Annotated in this window: 19 protein-coding genes; 6 read left to right on the top strand and 13 right to left on the bottom strand. The window is 60.6% G+C overall.

Annotated features, from left to right (window positions below):
* Positions 1 to 18: 18 nt before the first annotated feature.
* The 13 genes from obgE to B5F28_RS06915 form a co-directional block, all read right to left on the bottom strand.
* Positions 19 to 1,287: a GTPase ObgE gene (gene obgE / locus B5F28_RS06975; RefSeq protein WP_087294667.1), complete on the bottom strand. Its 1,269-nt coding sequence runs from the start codon at positions 1,285 to 1,287 to the stop codon at positions 19 to 21.
* Positions 1,288 to 1,611: 324 nt separating this feature from the next.
* Positions 1,612 to 1,863 (bottom strand): 50S ribosomal protein L27, encoded by a 252-nt coding sequence (gene rpmA, locus B5F28_RS06970; protein WP_058966590.1) that lies wholly within the window; start codon positions 1,861 to 1,863, stop codon positions 1,612 to 1,614.
* Between the two features lie 20 nt (positions 1,864 to 1,883).
* Complete coding sequence (rplU, locus tag B5F28_RS06965) at positions 1,884 to 2,195, bottom strand: 50S ribosomal protein L21 (protein WP_058966591.1); 312 nt, start codon at positions 2,193 to 2,195, stop codon at positions 1,884 to 1,886.
* Positions 2,196 to 2,360: 165 nt separating this feature from the next.
* On the bottom strand, positions 2,361 to 3,212 hold the full coding sequence (gene folD, locus B5F28_RS06960) for a bifunctional methylenetetrahydrofolate dehydrogenase/methenyltetrahydrofolate cyclohydrolase FolD (RefSeq protein ID WP_087294665.1): 852 nt from the start codon (positions 3,210 to 3,212) through the stop codon (positions 2,361 to 2,363).
* 41 nt (positions 3,213 to 3,253) lie between these two features.
* The gene (lgt, locus tag B5F28_RS06955) at positions 3,254 to 4,450 is read right to left on the bottom strand and encodes a prolipoprotein diacylglyceryl transferase (protein WP_087294663.1); all 1,197 of its coding nucleotides are present in this window, start codon (positions 4,448 to 4,450) and stop codon (positions 3,254 to 3,256) included.
* On the bottom strand, positions 4,447 to 5,721 hold the full coding sequence (gene yfmH, locus B5F28_RS06950) for an EF-P 5-aminopentanol modification-associated protein YfmH (protein WP_087294661.1): 1,275 nt from the start codon (positions 5,719 to 5,721) through the stop codon (positions 4,447 to 4,449). The genes lgt and yfmH overlap by 4 nt, the downstream gene beginning before the upstream one ends.
* Positions 5,711 to 6,991, bottom strand: coding sequence for an EF-P 5-aminopentanol modification-associated protein YfmF (gene yfmF / locus B5F28_RS06945; RefSeq protein WP_087294659.1), 1,281 nt, complete (start codon positions 6,989 to 6,991; stop codon positions 5,711 to 5,713). The genes yfmH and yfmF overlap by 11 nt, the downstream gene beginning before the upstream one ends.
* 45 nt (positions 6,992 to 7,036) lie before the next feature.
* On the bottom strand, positions 7,037 to 7,816 hold the full coding sequence (locus B5F28_RS06940; RefSeq protein WP_414600596.1) for a M15 family metallopeptidase: 780 nt from the start codon (positions 7,814 to 7,816) through the stop codon (positions 7,037 to 7,039).
* Positions 7,817 to 8,191: 375 nt separating this feature from the next.
* The gene (locus tag B5F28_RS06935) at positions 8,192 to 9,400 is read right to left on the bottom strand and encodes an aspartate kinase (RefSeq protein WP_087294655.1); all 1,209 of its coding nucleotides are present in this window, start codon (positions 9,398 to 9,400) and stop codon (positions 8,192 to 8,194) included.
* Positions 9,401 to 9,514: 114 nt separating this feature from the next.
* A complete protein-coding gene (gene thrB / locus B5F28_RS06930) occupies positions 9,515 to 10,408 on the bottom strand; it encodes a homoserine kinase (protein ID WP_087294653.1) in 894 nt (297 codons plus the stop codon).
* 15 nt (positions 10,409 to 10,423) lie between these two features.
* Positions 10,424 to 11,641, bottom strand: a complete 1,218-nt coding sequence (locus B5F28_RS06925; protein ID WP_087294650.1) for a homoserine dehydrogenase — start codon at positions 11,639 to 11,641, stop codon at positions 10,424 to 10,426.
* A gap of 81 nt (positions 11,642 to 11,722) precedes the next feature.
* The gene (locus B5F28_RS06920) at positions 11,723 to 12,148 is read right to left on the bottom strand and encodes an ACT domain-containing protein (RefSeq protein ID WP_087181131.1); all 426 of its coding nucleotides are present in this window, start codon (positions 12,146 to 12,148) and stop codon (positions 11,723 to 11,725) included.
* A 200-nt stretch (positions 12,149 to 12,348) separates the two neighbouring features.
* Positions 12,349 to 14,925: a transglycosylase domain-containing protein gene (locus tag B5F28_RS06915; protein ID WP_158097541.1), complete on the bottom strand. Its 2,577-nt coding sequence runs from the start codon at positions 14,923 to 14,925 to the stop codon at positions 12,349 to 12,351.
* Between the two features lie 239 nt (positions 14,926 to 15,164).
* Here B5F28_RS06915 and B5F28_RS06910 point away from each other — a divergent pair, with 239 nt between their 5' ends.
* The 6 genes from B5F28_RS06910 to B5F28_RS06885 all read left to right on the top strand — a co-directional run bounded on the left by B5F28_RS06910 (position 15,165) and on the right by B5F28_RS06885 (position 19,864).
* Complete coding sequence (locus B5F28_RS06910; protein ID WP_087294646.1) at positions 15,165 to 15,470, top strand: BofC C-terminal domain-containing protein; 306 nt, start codon at positions 15,165 to 15,167, stop codon at positions 15,468 to 15,470.
* A gap of 131 nt (positions 15,471 to 15,601) precedes the next feature.
* Positions 15,602 to 17,380, top strand: a complete 1,779-nt coding sequence (locus B5F28_RS06905) for an HAD-IIIC family phosphatase (RefSeq protein ID WP_087294644.1) — start codon at positions 15,602 to 15,604, stop codon at positions 17,378 to 17,380.
* A 15-nt stretch (positions 17,381 to 17,395) separates the two neighbouring features.
* Positions 17,396 to 17,638, top strand: coding sequence for an acyl carrier protein (locus tag B5F28_RS06900; protein WP_058966615.1), 243 nt, complete (start codon positions 17,396 to 17,398; stop codon positions 17,636 to 17,638).
* A gap of 78 nt (positions 17,639 to 17,716) precedes the next feature.
* The gene (locus B5F28_RS06895; protein ID WP_087294641.1) at positions 17,717 to 18,133 is read left to right on the top strand and encodes a MaoC family dehydratase; all 417 of its coding nucleotides are present in this window, start codon (positions 17,717 to 17,719) and stop codon (positions 18,131 to 18,133) included.
* Between the two features lie 10 nt (positions 18,134 to 18,143).
* The gene (locus B5F28_RS06890) at positions 18,144 to 18,875 is read left to right on the top strand and encodes an SDR family NAD(P)-dependent oxidoreductase (protein ID WP_087294639.1); all 732 of its coding nucleotides are present in this window, start codon (positions 18,144 to 18,146) and stop codon (positions 18,873 to 18,875) included.
* Positions 18,872 to 19,864, top strand: coding sequence for a hypothetical protein (locus B5F28_RS06885; protein ID WP_087294637.1), 993 nt, complete (start codon positions 18,872 to 18,874; stop codon positions 19,862 to 19,864). The genes B5F28_RS06890 and B5F28_RS06885 overlap by 4 nt, the downstream gene beginning before the upstream one ends.
* Positions 19,865 to 19,922 lie beyond the last annotated feature (58 nt).

The following is a 19,922-nucleotide window of genomic DNA, read 5'->3' as shown; positions in this document are numbered from 1 at the left end:
GGGCGCGGCTCAGGTGCCTTAGAAGATATAGTCGAACTGATATTCGCCGATCTTGATGGTGTCCTCTTCCTCAACGCCCTGGGCCACCAGATCACGCAGAATGCCGCTCTCGTCCAGCTGGCGCTGGAAGTACTGCAGGCTCTCGTAGTCGTCCACGTCGCTGCCCGCCAGGATGCGCTCCAGCCAGGGAGCGGTGATGGTGAACTCGTGGTCGGCGGTCTTCTCGATGGTGTAGGTGCGCTCGTTGGGGTTGACAGCGTAGGGCACGAAGTCCGGCTCGAATACCTGCACCGGAGGCAGCTGCTGCAGCCGCTCCCACACGATGCCGGGCAGGTTCTTCAGGCCCTGGTTGGTGGCGGCGGAGATGGGCATGAAGGTCAGGCCCTTATCCTCCACGTAGGCCTTAAAGCTCTCGATCTGCTCCTCGGTGGCGATGTCGCACTTGTTGCCCAGCACGATCTGGGGCCGGGTGGCCAGCTCGGGGCTGAAGCTCTGCAGCTCGGTGTTGATCTTCTCGAAGTCCTCCACCGGGTCGCGGCCCTCGCAGCCGGAAACGTCCACCACATGCAGCAGCAGGCGGCAGCGCTCCACATGGCGCAGGAAGTCATGGCCCAGGCCGATGCCCTCGCTGGCACCCTCGATCAGGCCGGGGATGTCGGCAGCCACGAAACTCTGCTCGGGGCCCACCTTGACCACACCCAGCACCGGGCTCAGGGTGGTGAAATGATAGTTGGCGATCTTGGGCTTGGCCGCGCTGATCACGCTGATCAGGGTGGATTTGCCCACGTTGGGGAAGCCGATCAGGCCCACGTCGGCAATCAGCTTCAGCTCCAGACGCACCTCATACTCCTCGCCGGGCAGGCCAGGCTTGGCGAACTTGGGAATCTGGCGGGTGGGGCTGGCGAAATGGGTGTTGCCCCAGCCGCCCTTGCCGCCCTTGGCCACGATCACCGGCTCGTCGCCGGAGATATCGGCCATCAGCAGACCGCTGGCGGCGTCACGGATGAGGGTGCCACGGGGCACCTTGATGACCAGGTCCGGGGCATTTTTGCCGGTGCAGCGCGAGCCGCTGCCGTTCTCGCCGGGCTGGGCGGCATACTTGCGCTTATAGCGAAAATCCATCAGGGTGGACAGGTTGTCGTCGGCCACGAAGACCACGTTGCCGCCACGGCCGCCGTCGCCGCCGTCCGGGCCGCCGGCTGCCACGAACTTTTCCCGATGGAAGCTCACAGCACCGTCGCCGCCTTTGCCTGCTTTGATGGTGATCTTCGCCACGTCTACAAACATCGACATTGTTTTTCTCCTTTTCTGATAATGGGAAATGGGGATGGAGCGGGCGGCAGCAGTATCACGCTGCCCTTGTGCCCTGCCAAGGGCAACACCGCATAATTCACGCCTCGCGGCTCAGGCGGCGTATCACGCCAAAATTTTCCGTGCTATTTTCCAAAAATGCTCGCCAATCCACCAAGGATTGGCTGTGCTTTTTGGTTCATATCACAAAAAATTTTCTGGCGCGCTCCACCACCAGGAATTATGCGGTATTACCCTAACAGTATGCCCCGTTACAACAAAAAGCCAGGCCCAATCAACAGGCCTGGCTTTTGAAAGATCTTACTGCTTAACGCTGACCTTCTTGCGGTCACGGCCTACGCGCTCGAAGCTTACGCGGCCGTCCACCAGAGCGAACAGGGTATCGTCGCTGCCGCGGCCCACGTTCTCACCGGGATGGATGTGGGTACCACGCTGACGAACCAGGATGTTGCCGGCCAGAACGAACTGACCGTCGGCGCGCTTAACGCCCAGACGCTTGGACTCAGAGTCACGACCGTTCTTAGTAGAACCTACGCCTTTCTTATGTGCCATAGTAGTTTACACCTCCGTTATTAGCCCTTGATGGCAGTGATCTCGACCTTAGTGTAGGGCTGACGGTGGCCCATGCGGCGGGCGCTGCCCTTCTTAGGACGATAAGTGATGATGTTCAGCTTCTTGCCCTTGCCGTTCTTCACGACCTTGGCCTCGACGCTGGCGCCCTCAACAACGGGAGTGCCCACCTTAACGGAGCCCTCGTTGCCGACAGCCAGAACGGAGTCGAAGTTCACATTGGTGCCTTCAGCAACGTCCATCTTCTCAACGAAGATTACGTCGCCTTCCTGTACCCGGTACTGCTTGCCACCGGTAACAATGATAGCGTACATAGTGTTTTGCCTCTCTTATATAAGTCTCGCTGGACTAGTGGGCGGGTGATCTTGCACACCTCTTGGGTGCCCGAACCATGCGGCTATACTACTATACCACAACTTTTTGGGGATTGCAAGCCCTTTTTGGCTTTGCAAAGCCGTTTTTTGCAGATTCGGCTCTTTTCAGCAGCCGGTCTGCCGCCGGGCGGCCTGGATGGTGTTCACCATCAGCATAGCCCGGGTCATCAGGCCTACGCCGCCGGGCACCGGAGTGATGAAGGAGGCCTTGGCTTCGGCAGCGGCAAAATCCACATCGCCGCACAGCTTGCCGTTCTCGTCCCGATTGATGCCCACATCGATGACCACCGCGCCGGGCTTGATCATATCGCCGGCAACAAACTTGGGCTTGCCGATGGCCGCCACCAGAATGTCGGCTCCGGCGCACACAGCGGCCAGATCCTCGGTTTTGGAGTGGCAGATGGTAACGGTGGCGTTCTCCCGCAGCAGCAGCATGGCCGCGGGCTTGCCCACGATGTTGCTGCGGCCCAGCACCACCGCCTGCTTGCCCGCGATGGGCACGCCGGTGCTTTTCAGCATCTCGATGCAGCCCGCGGGGGTACAGGGCAGAAAGCACTCCTCGCCGATCATCATCCGGCCCACGTTCACCGGAGAAAAGCCGTCCACATCCTTTTCGGGGGGAATGGCGGCGATCACCGCCTGCTCGTCGATCTGGGCGGGCAGGGGCAGCTGCACCAGAATGCCGTGGACGCTTTTGTCCTCAGCCAGCTGTTGCAGCTGTTCCAGCAGCTGGTCCTGTGTTGTGTCGGCGGGAAGGCGAAGCATCCGGCTCTCGATGCCGCACTCGCGGCAGTCCGACTCCTTGCCCCGCACATAGACGGCGCTGGCCGGGTCATCGCCCACCAGAACCACCGCCAGACAGGGGCTCACTCCCCCGGCCTTCATTTCCTCCACCTGATCGCTCACCCGCTGTTTGATGCGGGCGGCCAGCTCCTTGCCGCTGATGATCTGCGCCATGGTTTCCTCCTCATCGCACGGGCGGTGCGCCCGGCTATACTTTATTTTTCATCCAGCCCCTGGGTGAGCGAGCTGTTGGTAGCAGCCCGTTCCTCCGGGTCCACCGGCAGCTGAGCGAAGCGGACATTCTCCTGCCGCACACTCTCCTGCATTCCGGCATCCATCTCCGCCTGCTCCAGCTTCTGGCGGATCAGCGCCTCCCAGTCAAAATCCTGCTGCTGTTTCTGGGCCTCCACAAACTTCTTATGGGAAGCAGAGGCGGGCAGCTGCTGCCGCATCTCCTCCAGGCTCACACTCTGGCCCAGAGCCTCCAGCTTGTCGGCCCAGGCGTTTTTTGCCTCCTGGAATTTCTTTTCCGAAGCTGTGCTGACCGGAACATCCACCAGCAGCTCTTTTTGGCCGATCTTGCGGCGGATCACCACAATGGCGATCACTGCCGCCACCACACTGATCAGAGCAATCAGCTGGCTGACCCGCAGGGTCATGCCGGGCAGCATCAGACTGTCGGTGCGCAGGCCCTCGATCCAGAAGCGGCCCGCACCGTACCAGGCGGCATACATCAGGGCGATCTCGCCGTTAAAGCGACGCTTTTTCATGTAGGCCCACAGGGCGAAAAAGCCCACCGCGCACCAGATGCTCTCGTACAAAAAGGTGGGATGCACCGGCATGCTCGGGTCCACGATCACGCCGTCCTGTGCCAGAACCGTCTGCCAGCTGCTCAGATAATTGGCCGTCGCCTGGCTGTACATGCCCCAGGGCAGAGTGGTGTTGCTGCCGAAGGCCTCCTGGTTCACAAAGTTGCCCCAGCGGCCGATGGACTGACCGATCAGAAAGCCCATGGCCACCAGATCAAAGGTGGCCGGAATGGACAGCTTGCGCCACTTGCAGGCAAGACCGCCGAACAGTGCCGCGCCGATCACGCCGCCGTAGATGGCCAGGCCGCCCTGGCGGATGTCGATCATATCGGCAAAGCTCTCATAGGGCACCGGTGAAAAGATCACATAGTAGGCCCGGGCACAGATCACCGCGCACACACTGCCCACCAGCACCACGTCCACCAGGCGGTCGGCATCAATGCCGAAATCCACCGCGTAGCGGAAGGCGAACACCAGCGCCAGCAGAAAACCGGTGGCAATGAGCACACCGTACCAGTAAACATCCAGGCCGCCGATGGTGAAGGCCACCCGGTTGATGTTGAATTCCAGCCCCAGTCCGGGGAATTGCACCAGATTCGTCATGCGTTCTCCTCCTGCTTGGGCCAGATGATCACGGTGGAGGACCGTTCCGGGCGCAGCATGGTCTGCAGCGCCTCGTCCACCTCCTGACGGGTCACGCTGGCCAGTGCCTCGATCTCCTCGGTCAGGCTGCGCTTGCGGAAGAAGCTGCCTGCCAGTGCGGTGGCGCTGTCCTCAATGTTTTCCAGGTCCTGCAGCATCTCACCGTAGGACTGGTTCTTGCACAGGGTGAACAATTCCTCATCTACGCCTTCCTTGCGCAGCCGCTCGATCTCATCCATCAGCAGACCGCGAACCTTTTCCGGCTGGTCGGTCTCGCCGGTGAACAGGAAACAGCAGCAGCCGTCCAGCACAAGGAACTCACCGCCGAAGCCCGGGTTCACCAGGCCCTGGTCATACAGGCTGCGGTAGAAGTCGGTCATGCCGCCGCACACCAGCTCGGTGAGCATGTCGCAGATGATCTCGGCCTTGGCGCCCTCCACCGGAGCTTCCTTGAAGCCCACGCCCAGGCAGGGCTTGGCCAGCTGCATGGAGAATTCCAGCCGCTCTTTCGCGACGGTTTCCGGCTCCTGGGGCTGGATGCGCTTGACCTGAGCGGGCTTTGCGGGCAGCTTGGCCCGCTTGCAGGCCGCCAGCACCTGATCGGTGGTGATGTTACCCGCCGCCGCCAGCACCATGTTGCCCGGGTTGTAGAAGCCCTTGCAGCAGTCGTAGAGCATCTCCGGGGTGATCTGCGCAATGCTCTCCACGGTACCTGCGATGTCGTTGCGGATGGGATGATTGTGATACAGGCAGCCGAACAGGCCGGTCATGATCCGCCAGTCCGGGCTGTCGTCGTACATCTTGATCTCCTGGCCGATGATCCCCTGCTCCTTCTGGATGGTCTCCTTGGTGAAGTAGGGCTCGTTCACCATGCTCAGCAGGATATCCAGACTCTCGTCCACCTGCTGGGTGGCGGTGAACAGATAGCAGGTCTTGTCAAAGCTGGTGTAGGCATTGGCCGACGCACCGGTTCTGGCGAACTTGGCGAAGGCGTCGCCGTCCTCGCTCTCGAACATTTTATGCTCCAGGAAATGGGCTACGCCCGCGGGCAGGCTTACCCGACGGCCATCCACCTCAAATTCCAGATCGATGGAGCCGAAGCGGGTACCGTAAATGGCGTGGACGCCGCTGTAGCCGGGCATGGGCCGCACCAGAACGGTCAGGCCGTTTTCCAGCGTCAGGGCCTCACAGGCCACGGCGGCGCGCACCGCCTGCATGGGTTCATTCTGCATGGCTGGGCTCCTCCTTTTTGGTCACAAGATAGCCGACCGAGTATCGGAACCCGGCCAGGATCTGGCGCACATCCTCGGCACTCACCTGCATCAGCTGGCTGGCCGCCTGCTCGGGGGTATTGATCACACCGCCCCGCAGGATCTCGTTGTAATACCAGTTCTCCAGACCGGCCAGGCTGTCGCCCACGCTGGTCATGCCGGACAACAGGCCACGGCGGCTGTTTTCCAGCTCTTCCTCGGTGATGGGGCCGTTCACCAGATTCTCCAGCTCCTTCAGGATGGCCTGCTCGGCCTTTTCGGCGTTGGCAGGTTCCACCCCGCTGTCCACCATCATAAAGGCGGTGGGCGAAGCGAACCGGCTGGCGCAGTAGTAGCAAAGGCTCTGCTTTTCCCGCACGTTCAGGAACAAACGGCTGGTGGTGGAGCCGCCGAACACGCTCATGGCCAGCCGGAAGGCATTCAGCTGCTCCGGCTTTGCGCACTGGTTCCAGGTAAACATCATGCACAGCTTGGCCTGCACCAGATCCATCTCCTCCCGGAAATGCTCGGTGGGCTGAGCAGGCATATACAGATAGTTCTCCAGCTGGGCAGGCTCACGCTGGATACCCGCCAGCTTTTCCAGAATCATGCGGCGTACCACGGCTTCGTCCGCACCCATGCAGATCACATCCAGCTGGGCAGTGCGCAGCATCTCCTGATACACAGCGGTCAGGCTCTCGCAGGTGACGGCGGGCAGATCGGCCAGATAGCCGTCCCGCTCGATGCCCGCAGGGGAATCGCCGAAGAATTTGCGCCGGGCCTGCCGCACGCAGTACAGGCGCTTGTCGTTGATCTCGCTCTCCAGCTGGCGGGCCAGGGTAGTCTTTTCGATCTCCACCGCCTCGCGGCTGAAGCAGCCATTCTCAAAATAGGGCTCAAAGGCCACGCCGAAGGCAATGGCCGCGTATTCCGCGGTCAGAGCCTCGCCGTTCAGGGCAAACCGGTCCTTGATGCCGGTGATGGACACGCTGAGCACCCGGCTGGCGCCCTGCATGCTGGTCTCCACCGAAAGAGCCGCGCCATACAGGCGGGCCAGCTTGCGGGAGAGCTGGGTCATGTCCGGGCAGGCGGCATAGCCTCGGTCCATCACCAGAGGAAGCAGGGCCTGATCGGTGGCCTTCTCCCGGCTGGCGGGGAACCGGAAATGCAGCGAGATCCGGCAGCGGTTGAATTTATCCGCCGGGATGCAGTTCAGATGCACCCCAGGCGCAAGGCATTCGCGTTGTAACATCGGTACTCCTTAATTTTGACGGACAAAAATTGCGGCCCGCACTCGTCAGGCCTTTTGCAGATTCTCGTCCAGATATTCTTCCAGGCACAGGCCGCTGGCGGTGATGGCTTTTGCGTTTTCCACACCCACATAGCGGTAGTGCCAGGGCTCATAAATAATGCCGGTAATGGCCTGTTTGTTCTCCGGATACCGGAGGATAAAGCCATATTCCGGCGCGTGCTCGAACAGCCACTTTGCGGCGTCTGTTTTGCCGAAAGCTTCGTCCAGATTCTGATGCTTCGGGGTCACGATATCGGCGGCCAGGCCGGAATTGTGCTCGGAATAACCGGGAACGGCCACCACGGTCTTGGCCTGATTATAGGCTTCCTCTTCCGAGTTGCCCTTATCCAGCCATTTCTGCTTCTCCGCATCGAACAGGCTCTGCTGGTATTCCACGCTGCGGTAGCCGGAGCAGAGCATCAGGTCGATGCCCTCCGCGGCGGCGGCGTTCTTCATATTGATGAAGGCATCGGCTGCCACGGTGGCCAGCTCCTTGCCGGTGGAGGTATCAGCCACCTTGATCTCCAGGGTTTCCTCCCAGCCGTCCGGAAGCTTCACATTGTTATTCACCAGAGTGAGCAGCCAGTCAGCATCGCCGCCACCAGTGGTGGCGGCGGTGCCGGTGGCGGAAGCCGCATCGGAGGTGCTGGCAGAGCCGGATTCCGGGCTGCTGGCAGGTTCCGAAGTCGAATCAACGCTGGACGAAATGCTGGTGGAGCTGCTGATGGAGGTGGAACCACTGGAAGAGTCCTTATCCTTGGTAAACAGGCCTACCAGCTTTACCATTCCGAACACGATCAGCGCCAGAAGCGCCAGGCAGAGAATCGCAAAAATGATCCGGTTGCGGCGGATCTCCTTCTTGCGCCGGGCACGGGCGGCAGCCCGGCGGCGGCGCTCGGCTTCGCTCATTTCACGGGGCGGATAACTTGGCATTTGATGCAACACTCCTTAACTGTGAGGTTATAAACGAGGGCGCCGATGCGCCCGGGCTTCCGATTCGATCGCGGATTGCAAAACCTGTTTTATAGTTTCATATTATACACGTTTTTGCCGGTACTGTAAACGTGCAAAGCTGCAAAGAAACTGTGAACGAATTGCCTTCCGGCGCAAAAACGCCCCTTTGCAGACACATAGGTTTGCAAAGGGGCGCTGCATAAAACGTTAGTGAATGAAAGCGTCGTGAATGGCAGCCACAGCGCGGTCAGCGTCAGACTTATCAATGATGACGCTGATCTTGATCTCGCTGGTGGAGATCATACGGATGTTCACATTGGCCTCAAACAGGGCCTCGAACATGCGGCTGGCAACGCCGGGGTTGCTCTTCATGCCGCCGCCCACCACGCTGACCTTGGCGCAGCCGGTGTCCACGGTGATGTCCTTGCCGCCGAAGCGGTGCTGGTTCTCCTTCAGTACCCGCAGCGCAGTGTCCGCGTCGCTCAGGGGAACGGTGAAGGTCAGGTCCTTGTCGCCCTCACGGCCGGTGCCCTGCAGAATAATGTCCACGTTGATGTTCTTCTGTGCCAGCACACCGAACACCTTGAACGAGGTGCCGGGCACATCCGGCACATTCAGGATGGTGAGAACAGCCACGTCGGTGTCCTTGGCCACGCCCTTGATCAGCATACCTTCCATATCGCTAGTAACCTCCTTAACAACTGTGCCGGGCACAGGATTCAGGCTGGAGAGCACTTCCAGCTCCACGCCGTATTTTTTTGCAAGCTCCACGCTGCGGTTGTTCAGCACCTGCGCGCCGGCGCCCGCAAGCTCCAGCATCTCGTCGAAGGTGATCTCATCCAGACGCTTTGCGCGGGGGATGAAGCGGGGATCGGCGGTGTAAACGCCCTCCACATCGGTGAAGATCTGGCAGCGGTCCGCATGCAGAGCAGCGGCCAGAGCCACCGCGCTGGTATCGCTGCCGCCGCGGCCCAGGGTGGTGATGTCTTCCATGCGGTTCAGACCCTGGAAGCCTGCCACCACCACAACACGGTTGCGGGCCAGCTCGCTTTCCACCCGCTCACTGTCCAGCCGGCGGATGCGGGCCTTGGTGTAGGCCCGGTCGGTGTGGAAGCCCGCCTGCCAGCCGGTCAGGCTGATGGCAGGCACGCCCAGCTCGCTCAGGGCCATGGCCAAAAGCGAAATGGAGATCTGCTCACCGGTGGCCAGCAGCATATCCATCTCCCGCTGGGAGGGATTGCTGGTGATCTCGGCGGCCTTCTGGATCAGGTCGTCGGTGGTATCGCCCTGGGCGGAAACCACGACCACTACCTCGTTGCCCGCGTTGCGGGTGTTCGCTACAATTCGGGCCACGTTGAAGATCCGTTCCCGGTTCGCAACCGAGGTACCCCCGAATTTCTGCACGATCAACGCCATTGTTTCTCTCAACTCCTCTATACCAACTGCTTGCTGCCCGCACCGGAGCAGCACGCCTGCACATGTACTCCGCGAAGTTCCGTTCCCTCTCCGGGGAAACGGCGCGTCATTTTACTATTCTACCACAGCGCCAGTATTGTCTGCAAGCATTCTGCGCAAAGAAAAGGCCATGGTTTCCGGCTGCTCCAGCAGCGCCTCCTCGGCTTTTTCAAAGAACTCGCAGTTGTCCCGGTGGACCACCGCCATGATGGTGGGGCCTGCGCCGGAGATGTATACCGCATAAGCACCCAGGTCCCAGGCGATCTCGAACACACGCTCGCCGCCGGGGATCAGGGGCAGACGGTACTGCTGGTGCAGTGCGTCCTTGGTGGCGACCCGCAGCAGCTCGTAGTCGCCGTCACAGAAGGCGGCGGTGGCCAGTGCCGCGCGGGACAGATTGTACACCGCATCCCGCCGGTCCACGGTTTTGGGCAGCGCGGCGCGGGCCTTTTCGGTGAGCAGCTTGAAGTTGGGGATGAAGGCCGCAAAGGCCAGCTCCTCATTGATCTCCTTGCGAGCAGTGAACACCTGGCCCTCGTCGAACACGCTGCTCACAAAGCCGCCCAGCATGGCGGGGGCCACGTTGTCCGGGTGGCCCTCGATGGAGGTGGCCAGGGTGAGCATCTGCCGCTTGGTCAGCGGGTTGCCCAGCAGTGCGTTTGCCCCCAGAATGCCCGCCACGATGCAGGCGGAGCTGGAGCCCAGGCCCCGGGCCATGGGAATGGGATTTTCCTGCCGAATGCGCAGGCCCTTGATGGGCTTGCCCAGCTGCTCGTATACCGCCTTGGCGGAGCGGTAAATCAGGTTGGAGGTGCCGGTGGGCACCAGCGAACCGTCGCTGGCCATGATGTCCAGCTTATCCCACTCCTCCATGGTCACGGTGTTGTGGAGCGAGAGCGCAAGGCCCAGCGCGTCGAACCCGGCGCCCACGTTGGCGCTGGTGGCGGGGACCAGAATTTTAACTGCCATATTGCCTGTACCTCCTTACTGTTCCAGCCGGCGCAGCTCCATCTGTACGCTGCCGCCCAGGGCTTTCACCTGCCGGGCCGCTTCATAGAGCTTTTTCGGGGTGATGTTTTCCGCCAGATAGGCGGCCTGACCGCCGTCGTCCGCCACCAGCTCGCCGGGGCCGTACAGGCCGGGCAGCATGGAAGCGGCAAGCCCCTTCACCCGCACATAATATGCGGCGGGTTCGCCGCTGGTGAGCGGCGCGGGCAATGCGGGAGAGGGCTCCCAGAAGATGCTGTCGTGCACCGCGGCCCCCTGCTGTGCAGCCAGAACCAGATCGGCGGCGATGGCGCTGGCGGTGGGCAGCTTGCCCGCGCCGCGGCCGTAGAAGAACACATCGCCCACCATGTCGCCCCGAACCAGCACGCCGTTGAACACATCCTCCACACCGGCCAGCTGATTTTCCAGCGGTACCAGCATGGGCTCCACGCCCACCGCCGGGCCCGCTTCGGTCTGCCGTGCCCAGGCGATCAGCTTCACCGCACAGCCCAGCCGGGCGGCGGCGCGCAGATCAAAGGGCTCCAGCCCCCGGATGCCCCGGGTGGGAATGTTCTGGGTGTGGACCTGCTTGCTGAAGGCAAGGCTGGCCAGAATGGCGATCTTGCGGCAGGCGTCCGGACCGTCCACGTCGTCCGAGGGGTCCTTGGTCTCGGCATAGCCCAGCTGCTGGGCCTCCTTGAGCGCGGCGGCAAAATCCATGTTCTCCCGGCTCATGCGGGTGAGCATGTAGTTGGTGGTGCCGTTCACGATGCCGTAAACCTCTTCCACCTGGTTGGCCAGCAGACTCTGGCACATGGGAGTGATCAGCGGCATGCCGCCGCCCACACTGGCCTCAAACAGGAAGGCCACGCCCTTCTCTTTTGCCAGGGCCAGCAGCTCGGCACCGTGGGTGGCCACCAGTTCCTTGTTGCTGGTCACCACGCTGCGGCCGCTGGCCAGCAATGCCTTTACATAAGGATATGCAGCCTTCACGCCACCGATGGCCTCTGCCGCCATGGTAATTTCGGGATCGTTCAGAATATCGTCGATGCTGCTGGTAAACAGCTCCGGGTTTTCGGTAACTTCCAGCACCAGCACCCGCTTGACCCGGATCTCCTGGCCCGCCCGCCGGGCAATGAGTCCGGCGTTTTTCTGCAAAACGGCATACACGCCGCTGCCCACGGTGCCAAAGCCCAGGATCGCAATGTTGATCATAAATCCTCCCCGCCCGGCACAACGCCCGCCGGGCACTTGTGATGAAAATGGAAAAACGGCCATTGGCCGTTTTTGAAAGCGTTACACGCCCTGATGTACCTCGACCACAGCACGCTGCTGGGCCAGCTGAGCCAGCATCTCCTCGATGCTCACCCGCAGGGTATCGGTGCGCACAGTGACCTCCACCTTGGCTGCGCCGTTTTCCGGCGTGGCCTGATTGATGGTGACCACGCTGCCGCCCGCGGCGGAAATACCGCCCAGCAGCGCCTGCAGCGCGCCGTTCTCATCCAGCAGCGTGGCCAGCACGGTGATGATCTGCTGGGTGCTGCGGGCATCGAAGATGCAGTCCTTATATTTATAGAATGCGCTGCGGGAAAGATCCACCGCCCGGGTAGCCGCCGAGATGTTGCGGGCTTCGCCGCTGGCGAGCAGCTCCTTCGCCTTGAGAACCTTCAGAAATACCTCGGGCAGGACCGCTGCGTCCACCATCAGAAAATGCCGTTTCATGCTGTTTTGTACACCCCTTGAACACATTTGTTTTTACGCATGTGTATAGTGTACCACTTTAGCATGTCAAAACGCAAGATGCAGTTTCAATTTTGTAAAAAGCCGCACATTTCTCACCCGGGCCCGGTTTTGTATGCACAGAATGCACAAAAAAGCCTGCTGTTCGCTCACCGCGTACAGCAGGCTTTTTCAATCAGGTTTTACGGATGCATGGGGCAAACACCGGGCATGTTGTCCTCTGTGTAGTAACCGGTCTGCCGGTTGGGGCAGTTGGCACCGGCCAGCTCGCCGCTGTCCACACAGAAGGCAGCGGTCTTCACATCCTCGCTCACCGGGAACTGCTTGACCTCCAGGCCCTCCTGCACGGTTTCCATATAGGCCTTCCATACCTTCTGGATGGCCTTGGCGTTCTTGGCACCCACCTTGCTCATATCGTAGGGCTTGTCGTAACCCCACCACATGCTGGTCACGTAATAGGGGGTCAGACCAACGAAGGTGTAGTCCTTGTTGTCGCTGGTGGTACCGGTCTTTGCGGCAGCTTCCATCTCACCGCTGGGCTTCATGCTGCTGGCGGTACCGCTGGAACCCAGAACGCCCTGCAGCAGGCGGTTCATGATCATGGCGGTGCTCTCCTTGATGGCCTGGGTGTGCACCACATTGATCTCGTTATCGATCAGCACCTCGCCGGTGGTGGCGTACTCCACACGGGTATACAGATGCGGGGTCACATACTCACCGCCGTTACCGAACATCAGGTAAGCGCCTGCCAGTTCGATGGGAGTGGCACCGCCGTTCTGGCTGCCCAGCACGATAGGAGCAAGGTCCATATCGTTTTCGTTAAGGTGAGCCATTCCCACGGTATCCTTGGCAAAGTTGTACATGGATTCCACGCCCACCAGCTGGCCCACCTGCACCGCGATGGTGTTCAGGGACTGGGCAATGGCATAGTTTACATTTACGGTGCGCTCGCCGTGACCGGTACTGGTCACATAGTTCTGAGGCCAGTCACGCCAGATGCCGGGATTCGCCAGCACCTCGGGCGCATCGTTCTCGAACATCTTGCCCTTATACTGGGGATAGCTGCTTTCGTAATTTTCCAGCAGCATCTTGCCCACACCGATGTCCACAAAGTTGGTGGAGTAGTTGATCCAGCCCATGTCGATGCCCAGGGAATAGGCTGCAATGGGCTTCATGGTAGAACCGGTCTGCTTGGCAACATTTACGCGGTTCAGGCTCAGATCGGTGGTCTTTTCACCCAGACCGCCCACCAGCGCCTTGATCTCACCTTCGTAGTCCATGGTCACCATGGCTACCTGGCTGTGGACGGTCTTATAGTAGTAGACCTTGCCGTCCTTGTCGGTCTTGGTTTTCAGGGTGCCGTCCTCGTTGTAAACCACGCCCTCTTCCTTGGCCAGATCCTCTTCGGTCTTGTTGCCCAGTTCGAATTCCTCTTCCCGTTCCATCCAGGGAATGCTCTCGTCCTCGTTGAGCAGCATCTTCTCCATCTCTTCCTGCAGATAGGGGTCCACAGTGGCATAGATGCGCAAGCCGCCGTTGAAGATCTCGTTCTCCGCCTCGGCCTCGGTCCAGCCCAGCTCGTCCACCAGCTGCTGCTTCAGTGCAGTGTAGACCGCATCGCTGAAGTAGGAGCGAACACCGGTGCTGGTGGAGCTGTCGGTGTCGGTCTCAGCCAGGGTCAGGGGGGAGTTCACTGCTTCGTTGTACTCCTCCTCGGTCAGGTGCCCCTGATCGTACATGTTCCACAGCATCAGATTGCGGCGCCGCAGATGCTCTTCCGGGTTTTTGTAGGGGTTGTAGGTATTGGGGCTTTTCGTAATGGCCGCGATGCTGGCGCACTCGGCGGCGGTCAGCTGGCTCAGATCATCCTTACCGAAGTACTGAATGGCCCCGGCCTTAACACCGGCGGTGTTGCCGGTAAGGCTGATGGTGTTCAGATAAGTCTCCAGGATGGTATCCTTATTATAACGGTTGTCCAGACCCCAGGCGCGGAAGATCTCGCGGATCTTACGCATGGCGTCCTGCTCATCGTCGCCGGTAAGGTTCTTGATCAGCTGCTGCTCCAGGGTGGACGCACCCTGACGGCCACCAAACAGCTTGATGGGGGTGTACTCGTTGATGGCCGCGGCGATGGTACGCTTGAAACTCACGCCGTGGTGCTCGTAGAAGTCCTTATCCTCGGTGCAGATGAACGCCCACTTCAGATACGGGCTGGACTCGATCTCGCTCAGCTCAGCCCACTCACGGTTGTTGGTGCGGTAGAAGTCCTCGTACTCCACCCACTCGCCGGTGTCGTGGTCCTGGGCCATGATCCAGGTGGTCTGGGCCAGCTTGACCTCGGTCAGGTCAAGATTGTCGTCTGCAGTGGCTTCCACCAGATACAGACTCAGCGCCACAGCCACCACGCTGGCTACCATCACACCCAGGCAGAAGCAAACGGCGATGAACCGGAACAGACCGCCGAAAAAGCGGCGCACGCCGCTCTTTTTCTTCCGTTTCGGGGTATGCCCGCCGGAGCTGGGCGCGCCGGAAGACCCCTGGCCGCCGGTTCGCTGGGCACCGGTGCTGCGCTGGGTGCCGGCCGCCGCGCTGCGGTTGACCGTGCGCTGCGTGCCCGCACCGGGCGTGCGGTTTACCCGGCGGGGCGCGCTCTGGCCACTCTGGCTGTTCTGCGGGCGCCGGATATTGCGGTGTTCGTTGTTTTCGATGGGGACCGCCTCCTTTGCGGAAATAATTCGATGAAAAAATGTGTGGGACATCGCCGCAGGGCCCATTCGCCCCGGGCAGCCCCGCCGGAACACGGCCAAAGCCGCCTTGCCGGCACAGCCAAACAGGCCCGAATGCTTTATAAAAAGTTTTTCACATTCAGGCGCTGCTCTGCCTATTTTGATATTATACCACAAGTGCCTGCCGCAAGTACAGCAAAAACGGAATTTCACATCTGTCCGTTTGAAACCCGCCTGCCCGGGCCATACTGTTTTCAAAGAGGTGAATCACTATGCCGAAAGTATGGATCTATCTTCTGGCTCTGCTCTGTGCGCTGGGCCTTGCGGCGAGCGTGGCCGTATTTGCTCTGCGCCCGTTTGAAAAGGAATCCCCCTCCAGCGGCTATACCCTGCGGGACTGGCACGGCAAACTGGCCCTGTTCGCCTCCGGTGAGTCTGGCGAAGAGGACCAGCCGGTGGAGGTGTATGATGTTTACACGCATCTTTTGCCTGAACAGGATGTGCTGAGCCTGCAGGCGGGCATCCCACTGGAAAGCCAGGAGCAGCTGCAGCGGCTTTTGGAGGATTTTGGGTTGTGACGCGTTGCGCGTCGCCGGGGTTTATAGTATAATCAAGCTGTATGTGACTGTACGTGACGGGCCCTGCTTGCGCCCGCGGCTTTGGCCGCCCCCTTCCGGCGGGTCATGACTTCTGCGAGGAGGAATTTGCCGTGAACTGTTTTGATTATCCCCTGGACCCGGCCTATCTGCTGCAAAAAAAGCGCAGCCTCAAGCGCCAGCTGCTGGAAAAACAGGGTCTGATTGAAAAGAAAGTCGCCATTATGAGCGGCAGCACCATTGGCGAGATCAAAAATATCCTGGAGCTGTTTTTGCTGGAAAACGGCATCAAGCCCACCTTCCACGAGGGCGCTTATGCACTGTTCTATGAAAACCTGGTCTTTGACGACGGCTCGCTGAAGGCCTTTGCACCGGATGTGATCTACATCCACACCAGCGTGCGCAACATCAAGCTCTGGCCCGATGCCGCCGACGAGCCCTCCCGGGTGGAGGAAAAGCTGAACGCGGAATACACCCGCTTCGAGCAGGCCATCCGGGCCGCGCTTTCCTTCGGCTGCCCGGTCATTGCCAACAACTTTGATCTGCCGGTCTACCGGGTAATGGGCAACCGGGAGGGTGTGGACTGCCACGGCCGGGTGCGCTTTGTACGTCAGCTGAACGAGAAGCTGGCCGCCCTGGCGGAGGCCACCCCCAACCTTTATCTGAACGACCTGGCCTACCTGCAGGCAGTGCACGGCATGGACGCCTTCAGCAGCCAGACTGCCTGGTACGCCTACAAGTACGCGGTGAGCATTGACTGCATCCCCTACCTGTGCCAGAGCGTGGCCAACATCATCAAGAGCCTGCTGGGCAAGAACAAAAAGGCTCTGGCTCTGGATCTGGACAACACCCTGTGGGGCGGCATCATCGGCGACGACGGCCCCGAGGGCATCGTGATGGGCAATGAGACCCCCGCCGGCATGGCCTACGCGGAGTTCCAGAGCTACTTAAAGGAGCTGTCCAAGCTGGGCATCCTGTTGAACGTGTGCAGCAAGAACGAGGAGAAGATCGCCCTGACCGGCTTCGAGCGGGCGGACACCGTGCTCAAGCGGGATGATTTCCTCTGCTTCAAGGCCAACTGGGAGCCCAAGAGCCGGAACATCGCGGCCATGGCCCAGGAGATCAACATCCTGCCGGAAAGCTTCGTGTTCGTGGACGACAACCCCGCCGAGCGGGAGATCGTGCGTCAGGAGCTGCCGGGCGTAACTGTACCCGAGTTGGGTGCGCCGGAGGAGTACATCGCAGCCATCGACCGCAGCGGCTACTTTGAGGTGACCACCCTCTCAGCGGATGACAAAAAGCGGGCCAGCATGTACAAGCAAAATCTGGAGCGGGCCCAGCTGGAGCAGAGCTTCGGCGATTACAACGACTATCTGAAGAGCCTGGAGATGCACTGTGAGATCGGTGCCTTCGACGCCCCCCACGCCGAGCGCATCACCCAGCTGATCAACAAGACCAACCAGTTCAACCTGACCACCCGCCGCTACACCGCCGCTGAGGTGGAGGGTATCATGGCCGATCCGGCTTACATCACCCTCTACGGCCGCCTGGTGGACAAGTTCGGCGACAACGGCCTGGTCACCGCCATGATCGGTCACATCCAGGGCAACGTGCTGGATATGGATCTGTGGATCATGAGCTGCCGGACCTTCAAGCGCCGTCTGGAGCACGCCATGTTCGACGAGCTGGTGCGCCGCGCCGCCGCCGCCGGTGTGGAAAAGATCGTGGGCCATTACTACCCCACCGCAAAAAATTTGCTCGTTCGCGATTTTTATGCTACAATCGGTTTTGAACAAACCGCCCAGGATGACCAGGGCAACCTGACCTTCGAATTCACCGGCTTCGCGGGCTACGAGCCCCAGTGCGGTGTGATGGAGATCGAGATCGTTTAAAAAGGAGTTTTTCAAATGGATAAGCAGAGCATTTTTGACGCTGTACAGCAGATCTTCCGCGACAACTTCGACGACGAGGAGCTGGTGATCACCCGCGAGACCTGCGCCGACGACATCGAGGATTGGGACAGCCTGGAGCAGATCAACCTGCTGACCGCCATGGAGAAGAAGTTCGGCCTGAAGTTCAAGCTGGACGACGTGCGCGGCCTGGAGAACGTGGGCGACCTGCTGGATCTGATCGAGCGTCTGACCGCGTAAACGACCGAAAAAAGGGGCTGGGCTGCGGGCCCGGCCCCTTTTCTGTTTGAGCCCTTTTTAAAAGGAGGACATATTTCCATGAACAGCTACACTCTGGCGGACATCACCCCCGGCATGACCGAGAGTTTCACCGTAACCGTGACCGCCGAAATGATGGACGCCTTTTACGCCATTACCGGCGACAACAGTCCCATCCACATGAGCGAGGAATACGCCACCGGGCGGGGCTTCCCCGGCCGTGTGGTCTACGGTATGCTGGGCGCCAGCTTCTTTTCCACCCTGGCAGGCGTCTACCTGCCCGGCGAGCACTGCCTGCTGCACAGTGTGGAATCCAAATTCGCCAAACCCGTCTTCATCGGCGACACCCTGACCATCACCGGCAAGGTGGATGAAGTAAACGAGGTATTCGGCGAGATCACCATCAAGGCGACCATTACCAATCAGGACGGCAAAAAAGTGACCCGCGGCATCATCAAGGCGGGCGTGGCAAAATAAGGAGGATTTTATGGGCAATGTATATCTGATCACCGGCGCTTCCAGCGATGTGGGCTGCGCGCTGATCGAGCGGCTGTATCAGGAGGGCGACATCTTCATCGCCCAGGGCGCGGGCGATCTGAAGGGTCTGGCTGACCTGTGCCAGGCGCATCCCGGGGCCATCCGCACCTATGATGTGGACCTGACCAACGAGGCAGCGCTGTGCGCCTTCATTGAGGACGTGCAGAAGAACTGCCCCGCCCCCACCCATTTTGTGCATCTGCCCGCCCTGCGGGTGGTGAACACCAAATTCAAGAAGTTCGACGAGGAGCGCTTTGAGCTGGACCTGTCGGTGCAGGTGCGCAGCGCCGTTGCCCTGTGCAAGGCCTTTGTGCCCGGCATGGCCAAGGCCAAAAAGGGCCGGGTGCTGTTCATGCTCACCAGCTACCTGCTGGGCATGCCTCCCAAGAACACTGCCGCCTATGTGATGGCCAAAAGCGCCCTGGCGGGCCTGGCCAAGAGCCTGGCCGCGGACTACGCCAGCTTCGGCGTGACCGTGAACTGCGTGGCCCCCAGCATGATGGAGACCAAGTTCCTGGCCGAGACCAGTGACCTGATCGTACAGGCCAGCGCCGAGACCAACCCCATGGGCCGCAACGCCCGTCCCAGCGATGTGGTGCCCGCCATGGCCTTCCTGCTCAGCGACGAGGCCGGCTTCATCACCGGCGTGACCCTGCCCATCACCGGAGGCAGCGCCCTATGAGCGATTCTCTGACCCTGCGCCTTGCCCGGCCGGAGGAGACCGAACGGGTGATTGGCTTCATCAACGAAAACTTTGACTGGAAGCTGCCGCTGGTGAACCTGCCGGAATATTTCAACTTTTACTACCGCAGCGGCGATGCGCTGCAATACGCGCTGGCCGAGGAAAACGGCCAGCTGCTGGCGGTGGCCGGATACATCCGGGCCAACGAATCCCCCACGCCGGACATCTGGGTCTCGGTGTGGGTGGCGAAGAAGGGCCACAATGGTGTGGGGCTGGACCTGATGAACGCCCTGCCCGAACTCACCGGTGCTTCGGTGGTGGCCTGCAACAACATCCGGCCCAAGACCATGGCCTTTTACCGGTTCCTCGGCTGGCACGCAGACCGGGTGCCCCACTTCTACCGGCTTTCCGGTCAGGAACACTACACCCTCGCCCGGGTGACAGACCCCACCGTACTGCCGGTGGGCGGCGACCTGACGCTGGAACGGGTAAACAGCCCGGAGCAGCTGGCCGAGCTGGGTCTGCCCGAAACGCCCCACACCCCCAAAAAGGACCTGTGGTACCTGACCCGTCGGTATTTCGCCTTCCCTCATCTTACATATGATGTATACTGTGCCCGGGAGAACGGCGTAACGCTGGCCTGCCTTGTGGCCCGGGTGGTGGACAGCGGCTGCGGCAAGGTGCTGCGCATCGTGGACTTCATCGGCCGGGACGAAACACTTCCACGGCTGGGCAAGGCCATTGACAGCCTGCTCCATGCCGCCGGGGCGGAATACGCCGAGTGCTACTGCGCGGGCATTCCCGCCGAAGTGTTTGCGGCAGCAGGCTTCTGCGAGCGGGGCGAGGACAGTGAGAATATCCTGCCCAACTATCTCACTCCTCCCCTCTTCGAGAACACCGAATACTATTACTTCACCAATAACCCGGACCAGTTCGTGCTGTTCAAGGCAGACGGCGACCAGGACCGGCCCAACCTGACGGTGGACTGATTTTTTCTGCAACAAAAAAGCACTGGGAACGGCATACCCTGCCCGTTTCCAGTGCTTT

Source organism: Gemmiger sp. An194, assembly GCF_002160145.1.
Lineage (GTDB): Bacteria > Bacillota > Clostridia > Oscillospirales > Ruminococcaceae > Allofournierella.
Note: the sequence above shows the minus strand (reverse complement) of the source record. Positions and strands in the feature narration are given on the sequence as shown.

Bases quoted from the DNA above. Each gene is read 5' to 3' on its own strand.
- rplU (WP_058966591.1), bottom strand. From the start codon at position 2,195: ATGTACGCTATCATTGTTACCGGTGGCAAGCAGTACCGGGTACAGGAA.
- folD (WP_087294665.1), bottom strand. From the start codon at position 3,212: ATGGCGCAGATCATCAGCGGCAAGGAGCTGGCCGCCCGCATCAAACAG.
- B5F28_RS06925 (WP_087294650.1), bottom strand. From the start codon at position 11,641: ATGATCAACATTGCGATCCTGGGCTTTGGCACCGTGGGCAGCGGCGTG.
- obgE (WP_087294667.1), bottom strand. From the start codon at position 1,287: ATGTTTGTAGACGTGGCGAAGATCACCATCAAAGCAGGCAAAGGCGGC.
- B5F28_RS06935 (WP_087294655.1), bottom strand. From the start codon at position 9,400: ATGGCGTTGATCGTGCAGAAATTCGGGGGTACCTCGGTTGCGAACCGG.
- B5F28_RS06890 (WP_087294639.1), top strand. From the start codon at position 18,144: ATGGGCAATGTATATCTGATCACCGGCGCTTCCAGCGATGTGGGCTGC.
- B5F28_RS06900 (WP_058966615.1), top strand. From the start codon at position 17,396: ATGGATAAGCAGAGCATTTTTGACGCTGTACAGCAGATCTTCCGCGAC.
- lgt (WP_087294663.1), bottom strand. From the start codon at position 4,450: ATGACGAATCTGGTGCAATTCCCCGGACTGGGGCTGGAATTCAACATC.
- rpmA (WP_058966590.1), bottom strand. From the start codon at position 1,863: ATGGCACATAAGAAAGGCGTAGGTTCTACTAAGAACGGTCGTGACTCT.
- yfmF (WP_087294659.1), bottom strand. From the start codon at position 6,991: ATGTTACAACGCGAATGCCTTGCGCCTGGGGTGCATCTGAACTGCATC.
- B5F28_RS06885 (WP_087294637.1), top strand. From the start codon at position 18,872: ATGAGCGATTCTCTGACCCTGCGCCTTGCCCGGCCGGAGGAGACCGAA.
- B5F28_RS06920 (WP_087181131.1), bottom strand. From the start codon at position 12,148: ATGAAACGGCATTTTCTGATGGTGGACGCAGCGGTCCTGCCCGAGGTA.
- B5F28_RS06910 (WP_087294646.1), top strand. From the start codon at position 15,165: ATGCCGAAAGTATGGATCTATCTTCTGGCTCTGCTCTGTGCGCTGGGC.
- B5F28_RS06895 (WP_087294641.1), top strand. From the start codon at position 17,717: ATGAACAGCTACACTCTGGCGGACATCACCCCCGGCATGACCGAGAGT.
- B5F28_RS06940 (WP_414600596.1), bottom strand. From the start codon at position 7,816: ATGGTAAAGCTGGTAGGCCTGTTTACCAAGGATAAGGACTCTTCCAGT.
- thrB (WP_087294653.1), bottom strand. From the start codon at position 10,408: ATGGCAGTTAAAATTCTGGTCCCCGCCACCAGCGCCAACGTGGGCGCC.
- yfmH (WP_087294661.1), bottom strand. From the start codon at position 5,721: ATGCAGAATGAACCCATGCAGGCGGTGCGCGCCGCCGTGGCCTGTGAG.
- B5F28_RS06915 (WP_158097541.1), bottom strand. From the start codon at position 14,925: ATGTCCCACACATTTTTTCATCGAATTATTTCCGCAAAGGAGGCGGTC.